Source organism: Pseudomonas sp. SDO524_S393 (genome assembly GCF_054071875.1).
On record NZ_JBSVVZ010000011.1, the window covers coordinates 95,784 to 104,478 of the forward strand.

The window sequence follows — 8,695 nt, forward strand, 5'->3', positions numbered from 1 at the left end:
CCTCAGAGCAACGAGCAGATGCCCAGATCATCGATGCGCAAGGCCTCCTCGCTCAGGCGTCGAATTTCCGTCGCCTGCGCCTGCTTTTGCTCTTGCAGGATCAGGCTCATCTGGTCGCGATAATCCACGTCGGCCAGGGTCAGCCCCTGGTCGAACACCGCATTCACCCGCTGGTTGAACGGCTCGTTCAGGCGCTCGAAACGGTGAGCGAACGTGCGCTTCAAATAGTCGGTCCAGAACGGCAATTCCACCAGGTAACTCAGCATCTCCGGCGACAGCTCCGCAGCCCTGACGTGCGCCTCGGCGCTGTCCAGCGCGCTGGGCGTCACCCCGCCCAGGCGCGCGAAACGCATGTGCAGGGGCTGACCCGGCAGGTGGAAACGGTCGACCAGACCGGTACGGTACGCCAGGCTGACCTCCAATGGGTCTACCGTCGGGTTGCTGTCACTGTGGCGCCGCGCGATACTTTCCAGTTGGTCGAGGCGAAACAGCCCTTTGGCCAGTTTCAACAACGGTTTGGCGGTGATCACCCGGTCCTCGATCAAGCGCGTGCTGTCGCTGATCTCCGTAAGCACTTCCAGCGCACTGAAATTGCTGGCCGCCGCATCGTCACAACGCAGCGGCGTGGCGGCGCGCTGAAAGACTTCTTCGCGCAAGTCCTCGTCGCCGGAGGCTGCCGTCAGCACGCGCCAGATACGCCGTTCAAGGTCCTCGCGCACAAAGCGCGCATCAGCCGTGTTACCCAGCTCGGCGAGCAATTTGAACAAGCCATCGGAACCCGGCTCATCCATGAGGCCTTTCCAGACCCGCTCTTTTTCCACGTAATCGCTCAGCCCTTCCTTGCACAACCACAGCTCCCGGGCCCGCTGTTCATTCAGGCGGGCGATGTCATCTTCAAGAAAGCCCATGCCCGAACCGTGATTGCGCCGATAGTTCTTGAGCGCCAGTTGGCTGGTGGATGACAAGGGGTTGAGGCGCAGGTTGATGGCCTCGGCAAACCGTCGAGGCATGCCGGACAACCACTCGGGCAAGGTGGTGATTTCGTTCTGGCGCAAGTCGACATGCTCCAGCCAGGGCAATCGCTGGCACCCGCCGGGAAAGCCGGTGAGCTTGCAGTTGCGCAGCAGCAGCTCGCGCAGGTCGAGCATTTTTCCCACCTGCGGTGCATCGATCAGCGGGTTTTCGCTCAGGTTCAGCGAGCGCAACGTGCGCAGTTCGGCCAACGTGCGCAGGCTGTACTCGTTCAACAGCAACTGATTGTTGGCCATGCGCAAGCGCGCCAGTTGCGGCATATGCCCAAGCACTTCGGGTAGCCGGGTGAGGCGGTTTTGCGTCAGATCAAGGGTATGCACACCTTTGAAGTGCTTGAGAAAATACGCCACTTCATCGCCCAGTTGCATGTTTCTCAGGGACAGCTTTTGAACATGTTCGAACTGAATCTGCGGCGGCAACGTCGGCAGGCCGCCCAGCAGCATGCCGTCCAGTTCCAGGACGGGGATGCGCAGGCCACGCTCGTCGCGCGCAACGGTCATGCGTCGCCAACACTGCTCGATCAGCCTCATGGCGCGATGACGGCTCAGACGGTGATCCCACAGCGCGACGGCCTGCACATCGCTCGGGGCCTGATTGCTCCAGGTTTTCAACACGCGGTGCAATAAAGCGAAATCGCTTTCCAGCGCCTGCACCTTGAGGGCGCGGGACAAGTGATCGTGGCCGGCGCCTTTGATCACCCGGGAAATCTCCACTGCGCTTAACAGCGGGTACAGCTTTCTGAGTCTGCGCACCAGTGCCGGCGGATCCGCAGCCGGTGGGCCGACCTGCGCCTGAATACAGGAAGACGGCGCCGCTTCGGGCATGCCTCGTTCCGGCCACAAATAGCCCCGCACGCGGTAGCGCTCGTCCTGGCACTTGAAGCGCAGTTGGCTGCGTAAACGGCCACCACTGTGTGTACCGGCCAGGCGCAGGGCGTTGCGTTGGACGGGGGACAGGCCGTCGACAATGGCCTGATACAACGCGTCCGGGCCTGTGGCCAACGCATCCAGATCGCGCCCTTGCTCGTCGAACGTCTGAAACCCTTCGGCGGACTGCACAATGGTGCGCCGCACGCGGGCATCGGCGGGCCCGATGCGCTCCAGCGCAGGCCCGGTCAAGCGTCCCTCGCGCAGTTGGAACGCGACGTCCCGAGGCCAGCCGGACAAACGCTCCAGGGTGCCCAGCGCAATACGTCGCGTGCCTGTATTGGCCAACTGCGGCCAATACAGGCCCATCAGCGCCTGGTCTTCGTGCAGTTTGTCGAGGACCCGCCGGGTTTGCCGGGCCAATTGCAGCGGCACGCGGGCGGTTTCGCGCATGATCTTGCGATCGACCGTGCGCGCGTTGGACACCAGTTCCCAGGCCACCCGACGGGGCAGTTGGGGATACTGCGCGGCCAGCGGCACCAACTCCCCCTGGGCCGTGCCTTCGTAATCCGCATAAAGACGCTGGTGTACCGCCGAATGCTGCCGGTTGAGCGTCGTCAGCAAGCGCTGCTCCAGCAGCGTGCGCGCCTGCTCCATTTCAACGTTTTGCCCCAACAGGTGCGCGCGGTCTTCACGGCTGAGCGCTTGCAGCAGGACGTCCATCACCTGGCCATCCTTGAGCTGTTGCTCGGTGATGTGAATGCTCATGTCTTCGTAGTCGAAGGGCGGGCTGTGGGCCAGGCTCTCCAGCAAATTCTCCTGCTCGTCGAGCACCTCGAAAAAACGCCCCTGAGGCCAGCCCGGCACGAACGGCAGGGCCAGCATTTGCAGGCGAGCGGTAGACGCATCGGGCTGTATTCCGTGCTCCAGGGCATAGCTCAGCTCGCCGATTCTGTGGTGCAGGCGCAAGCGCGCCAGGGCGTTCTGGAAGCGCTCGGGCAGTGGCTCATGCTCCAACGCCAGGCGTTGTATATCGGCCTCTTCCAGCTCGGTGATGGCTGCAAGGCTGTTCAATTGGTCTGCCGGTATCTGGCCCAGTGCCGGGTCGATTCGCCCGAGGCTATACAGAGGCGACAGCCAGTCCCGAGGGCGTTCATAGACGTGCTGCCAACCACCCTGCTGGTTATGTTCCAGCGGCGGGCGCCATGCGTCGGGGCGTCGCGGATGCATGGCGCGCCACTTGCCGATGGCCGGATCAAAGCTGATCGCGTACAGCGCGCCGTCGATGTTCGTATACGCCTGCCCATTGACTTGATAAATGCCCCTTGCATCCGCCCGCCAACCCCGCTGAAAAACCTGCCCAGGCTGGCTGTACGGATTGAGCCGCGGGCGCCACAGCTTCGGGCGCTGATCCGCCAGGCTGATCGGCTCGACTTTTTCAAAGAACTGCGCAGGACGGGTCAACTGGCGCTTGAGCGTACCCATTACCCTGCCGCCTGCCGCAAACAGCACCATGCCCGCGATGTTCTCCACCACATCGAACAGGTGGCTGAGCGCTTCGTCGTTATCGCCATGGCTCCAGTCTTCGACGCCTTCGAACACTTCGCCGAGCAATTGGCCGATCGCCACCCCCATCATCAACTGGCCCAGCACCGGCACCACGAAACCGGCCACGTTGAGCAGGTTCAGGCCGATACCCAGGTAGGTCTGCAAGCGTTGCTGCCACGCGTCGGCATCCACTTGTGCCTTGGGCACTGCCAACACCTGAGCGTCGAGCTGGAGCTTGCCGATACACGCCTTAAAGAATAAATCCGATAGTCGCGTCTGTAACGGGATGACCCCTACCGGACCGACCTTGTCGGCCTTGTCATAGCGCTGAAAAAACTCCAGGCGTTCTGACTCATCCAGATAGTTCCCGAATACCTTGCGATAAGAATGGGCCTTGAACATCAGGGTCAGGTACAACGTGAAGTCTTCCAGGCAGTTGTATTCGTACCAGGGTCGCTGCGGTTCGTTGGGCATGTACACCACAACACGCTTGGCCGGGATCTGACCGGAAGGCTCCGTGCTGAACAGCACGACACTCCACAGGCACACCCCATCGATATTCAAGCTCTGCCAATTCCACGACTCATCCGCCGACGGGTCAGCCTCGATCACCTTGAGCAACGCGGCGTGGGTCGGTTCGCTGACATGCCCCTTGGCATAGGCGATATGTAGCTCAATCTGCAGATCGATGCACCTGGACTCGCCCAGATCGAAAGCCGCCCGGTTGAACCCCTGACCATCGGCCTGCATCGCGGCGCTCGGCTCTCGCAGGTTGAACACGTTGCGTATGTGGGCCTGGTAGGCACAGCCAAGATCGAGCTCGCGGCAGTAGCCGACAAATGCCCTCACCGTCATACCGACAATAGGCTGTCCGGTGGCTGCGCTGCGCAAGACCGCAGAGGCCGACATGCCGCCGGGTTCGGCCTGGTCGGCGGAAAAATTCTGCATCGCCGCCTGCACCAGGCTAAGGGTCGTCACGGTCACGGTCGACTGAAGCGCGCCGCCCAGATCCGCACCAACCCCCGACAGACTGCGTTTGGGCAGCTCCAGGCGGTCGCACTCCACATCCACCCCGGTGACGCCCTTACTGCGCAAAAAGGCTTGCAGGCGCTCGACGCAGAACCTGTCCAGGGGTTGCAGGCGCGCGAGCCATTGCCCTGCCCGCCGACGCGCCTCTTCGCCCTCCCGGTGGGTGTGTTCGATCGCGCGCAAGGTCTGCGGCCGGGCATCCAGCAACCAATGCGGGAGTGTGGCCTGCACGGCCCGGGCCTTGTCCAGGTCGCCGGTCATCTCCAGCAGGGCGGCGTCCATTTCGGCTTGAGTCACCGGACTGGCGGCGTCAAGCAAATCGTGTTTTTGCACCATCGGCAACGGCTTCCTTTACGTTGAATAATGGCCGTTCACGATAAGCGCGACGTGCTGAAAAACCGATTCGAATTCCCCGGCCTTGACGCCTGCGATCAAGCTGGAACTTGCATGCAACCCTGCTTTATCTAGCGCCCATTCCGGGCACCCCGCACCGGACAAAGGGTCGCCGAAAAGCCGTCGCGGCCCTTTGCCTTATAACTTATCAGTCTAAAACTCCGCGATTAGCCCCGTGTCAGTTTCTGGGTATGCGCCCTTTGGGCGTTTTGAGTGTTTACCCTCCCCAACGGAAAAACCGGTAAGGAACTTATGTGCGGATTAGCTGGAGAATTACGTTTCGATGCCCAACCTGCCGACCTGGCAGCCATTGAGCGAATCACCCATCACCTGGCCCCTCGCGGTCCCGATGCCTGGGGTTTTCATGCCCAGGGGCCGATTGCCCTGGGCCATCGGCGCCTTAAAATCATGGACCTGTCGGACGGCTCGGCTCAACCGATGGTCGATGCGCACCTGGGCCTGTCCCTGGCCTTTAACGGTGCGATCTATAACTTCCCGGAACTGCGCAAAGAGCTGGAAGCCCTGGGCTATGCCTTTTATTCAGGCGGCGATACCGAAGTGCTGCTCAAGGGCTATCACGCCTGGGGCGAAGCGCTTCTGCCCAAACTCAATGGCATGTTCGCCTTTGCCATCTGGGAGCGCGATGCCCAGCGCCTGTTCATCGCCCGTGACCGCCTGGGCGTGAAGCCCTTGTACCTGTCGCGCACCGGCCAGCGCCTGCGCTTTGCCTCCGCGTTGCCGGCGCTGCTCAAGGGCGGCGATATCAACCCGATCCTCGACCCGGTGGCGCTCAACCATTACCTGAACTTTCACGCCGTGGTGCCCGCGCCGCGCACCTTGCTGGCCGGCATCGAGAAACTGCCACCGGCCAGTTGGATGCGCATCGACGCCACCGGCAAGACCGAGCAGAAAACCTGGTGGACCCTGCCCTACGGCCCGCATGAGGATGAGAAAAACCTGACGCTGGAAGACTGGACCGACCGCGTACTCGACAGCACCCGCGAGGCCGTGGCCATCCGCCAACGCGCGGCGGTGGATGTCGGCGTGCTGCTGTCCGGCGGAGTGGATTCGAGCATGCTGGTCGGCCTGCTGCGCGAAGTCGGCGTGGAAGGCCTGTCGACCTTCTCCATCGGCTTTGAAGACGCCGGCGGCGAGCGTGGCGATGAATTCCAGTACTCGGACCTGATCGCCAGGCACTACGGCACCCGTCACCACCAACTGCGCATCGCCGAACGCGAGATCATCGAGCAACTGCCGGCGGCCTTCCGCGCCATGAGCGAGCCGATGGTGAGCCATGACTGCATCGCCTTCTACCTGCTGTCGCGGGAAGTGGCCAAGCATTGCAAGGTGGTACAGAGCGGCCAGGGCGCTGACGAACTGTTCGCCGGTTACCACTGGTACCCGCAAGTCGACGGCGCCGGCGACCCGTATGCCGCGTACCGCGATGCATTTTTTGACCGCAGCTACGACGACTACGCCGCCACCGTCGCGCCCAAATGGTTGACCGCCAACGACGCCGCCGGCGACTTCGTGCGCGAGCATTTTGCGATGCCGGGCGCCGATGCGGCCGTGGACAAGGCCCTGCGCCTGGACAGCACGGTGATGCTGGTGGACGACCCGGTCAAGCGTGTCGACAACATGACCATGGCCTGGGGCCTGGAAGCGCGCACCCCCTTTCTGGATTACCGCCTGGTGGAGCTGTCGGCCCGTGTGCCCGGCCAGTTCAAGTTGCCCGACGGCGGCAAGCAGGTCCTGAAGGAAGCCGCGCGCCGAGTGATCCCGAGCGAAGTCATCGACCGCAAGAAAGGCTACTTCCCGGTGCCGGGTCTCAAACATCTGCAGGGCGATACCCTGAGTTGGGTGCGCGAACTGCTGCTGGATCCGAGCCAGGATCGTGGCCTGTTCAACCCGGCCATGCTCGACCGCCTGCTCACCGACCCGCAAGGCCAATTGACCCCGCTGCGTGGCTCCAAGTTGTGGCAACTGGCGGCGCTGAACCTGTGGCTCAGCGAACAAGGAATCTGACCGATGAAACCCCATGCAGCGGCTTACAGCCAACGCTTGCTCAAGGGCCAGGCGCCGTCGTACGAGCGCCTGCAAGCCCGGCTCGCCGAAGACGGCAGCCCCTCAAGCGCCGAACCGATCGCCGTGCACTGCGGGTGGGGCCGGTTGTTGATCGGCCACACCTTTCCCGACCCCGCCAGCCTGGCCGAGGAACTGCTCAACGAACAGGCCGGCGAACGGGACATCGCCCTGTACGTCGCCGCGCCCCAGCAGATTCTGGGGATCGACCCGCAGCAGTTGTTCCTCGACCCCTCTGACACCCTGCGCCTGTGGTTCACCGATTACCGCCCGGCCACCCGGGTGTTTCGCGGGTTCCGCATCCGCCGGGTGCACACCGAGGCTGACTGGCAGGCAGTCAATCAGTTGTATCAGGGGCGCGGCATGCTGCCCGTCGACGTCGAGCGCCTCACCCCTCGCCATCAAGGCGGTCCGGTGTACTGGCTGGCTGAAGACGAAGACAGTGGCGCGGTGATCGGCAGCGTGATGGGCCTCAATCACCCGAAAGCCTTTCACGACCCGGAAAACGGCAGCAGCCTGTGGTGCCTCGCCGTGGACCCGCAATGCACCCGCCCCGGCGTGGGTGAAGTGCTGGTGCGCCACCTCGTGGAGCACTTCATGAGCCGTGGCCTGAGCTACCTTGACCTGTCGGTGCTGCACAACAACCGCCAGGCCAAGAGCCTTTACGCCAAGCTGGGTTTCAGGGCGCTGAACACTTTTGCGATCAAGCACAAGAACGGCATCAACCAGCCGCTGTTTCTCGGCCCGGGGCCGCAAGCGGGGTTCAACCCCTATGCGCGGATCATTGTCGAGGAAGCCCACCGGCGTGGCATCGATGTGCAGGTGGATGACGCCGATGCCGGCCTGTTCACCTTGAGCCACGGCGGACGCCGAGTGCGCTGCCGCGAGTCATTGAGCGACCTGACCAGTGCGGTCAGCATGACCCTGTGTCAGGACAAGAGCCTGACCCACAAGACGCTCAAGGCCGCCGGGCTGAAACTGCCGTCGCAACAATTGGCCGGCAGCGCCGACGACAACCTGGAGTTCCTCGACGAGCATGCGCGCATCGTCGTCAAACCGCTGGACGGCGAACAGGGCCAGGGCGTAGCGGTGGATTTGCAGAGCATCGAAGAGGTGCAACAGGCCATCGAGGCTGCGCGGCAGTTCGACAGCCGGGTGCTGCTGGAAAGTTTCCACGAAGGGCTGGACCTGCGCATTCTGGTGATCGGCTTCGAGGTGGTCGCCGCCGCGATTCGTCGGCCCGCGGAAGTGACCGGTGACGGTCATCATTCCATCGGCGCGCTGATCGAAGCCCAGAGCCGCCGTCGCCAGGCCGCCACCGACGGCGAAAGCAAAATCCCGCTGGATGCCGAGACCGAACGCACGCTCAAAGCGGCCGGCTACGACTACCACAGCATCCTGCCCCGGGGCCGCACCCTGGCCGTGCGCCGTACCGCCAACCTGCATACCGGAGGTTGCCTGGAGGACGTCACCGCCATCCTGCACCCCACGCTGGTGGACGCGGCCATCCGCGCCGCCCGCGCCCTCGACATCCCCATGGTGGGCCTGGACTTGATGGTGCCTGCTGCCGATCAACCCGAGTACGTGTTTATCGAGGCCAACGAGCGGGCCGGGCTGGCCAATCATGAGCCGCAGCCGACGGCTGAGCGGTTCGTGGATTTGTTGTTTCCTCACAGTTAGCTGAGCGCTTGAGAAATGTGTGGCCTGTACCGCCGTCTTCGCGGGCAAGCCCGCTCCCACAGTTA

3 protein-coding genes are annotated in these 8,695 nt (G+C 63.2%); 2 read left to right on the forward strand and 1 reads right to left on the reverse strand.

The window, feature by feature from the left end; translation table 11 throughout:
• Positions 1 to 2: 2 nt before the first annotated feature.
• Entirely contained in the window at positions 3 to 4,811 is a 4,809-nt protein-coding gene (locus tag ACW9IB_RS07595) for an NEL-type E3 ubiquitin ligase domain-containing protein (RefSeq protein ID WP_457413025.1), read from the reverse strand.
• Between the two features lie 309 nt (positions 4,812 to 5,120).
• Here ACW9IB_RS07595 and ACW9IB_RS07600 point away from each other — a divergent pair, with 309 nt between their 5' ends.
• Both ACW9IB_RS07600 and ngg read left to right on the forward strand, forming a co-directional pair.
• Positions 5,121 to 6,893 carry an N-acetylglutaminylglutamine amidotransferase gene (locus ACW9IB_RS07600; protein WP_457413027.1) on the forward strand — a complete coding sequence of 591 codons (1,773 nt, stop codon included), beginning with the start codon at positions 5,121 to 5,123 and terminating at the stop codon, positions 6,891 to 6,893.
• A gap of 3 nt (positions 6,894 to 6,896) precedes the next feature.
• The gene (gene ngg, locus ACW9IB_RS07605; protein ID WP_457413028.1) at positions 6,897 to 8,630 is read left to right on the forward strand and encodes an N-acetylglutaminylglutamine synthetase; all 1,734 of its coding nucleotides are present in this window, start codon (positions 6,897 to 6,899) and stop codon (positions 8,628 to 8,630) included.
• Positions 8,631 to 8,695 lie beyond the last annotated feature (65 nt).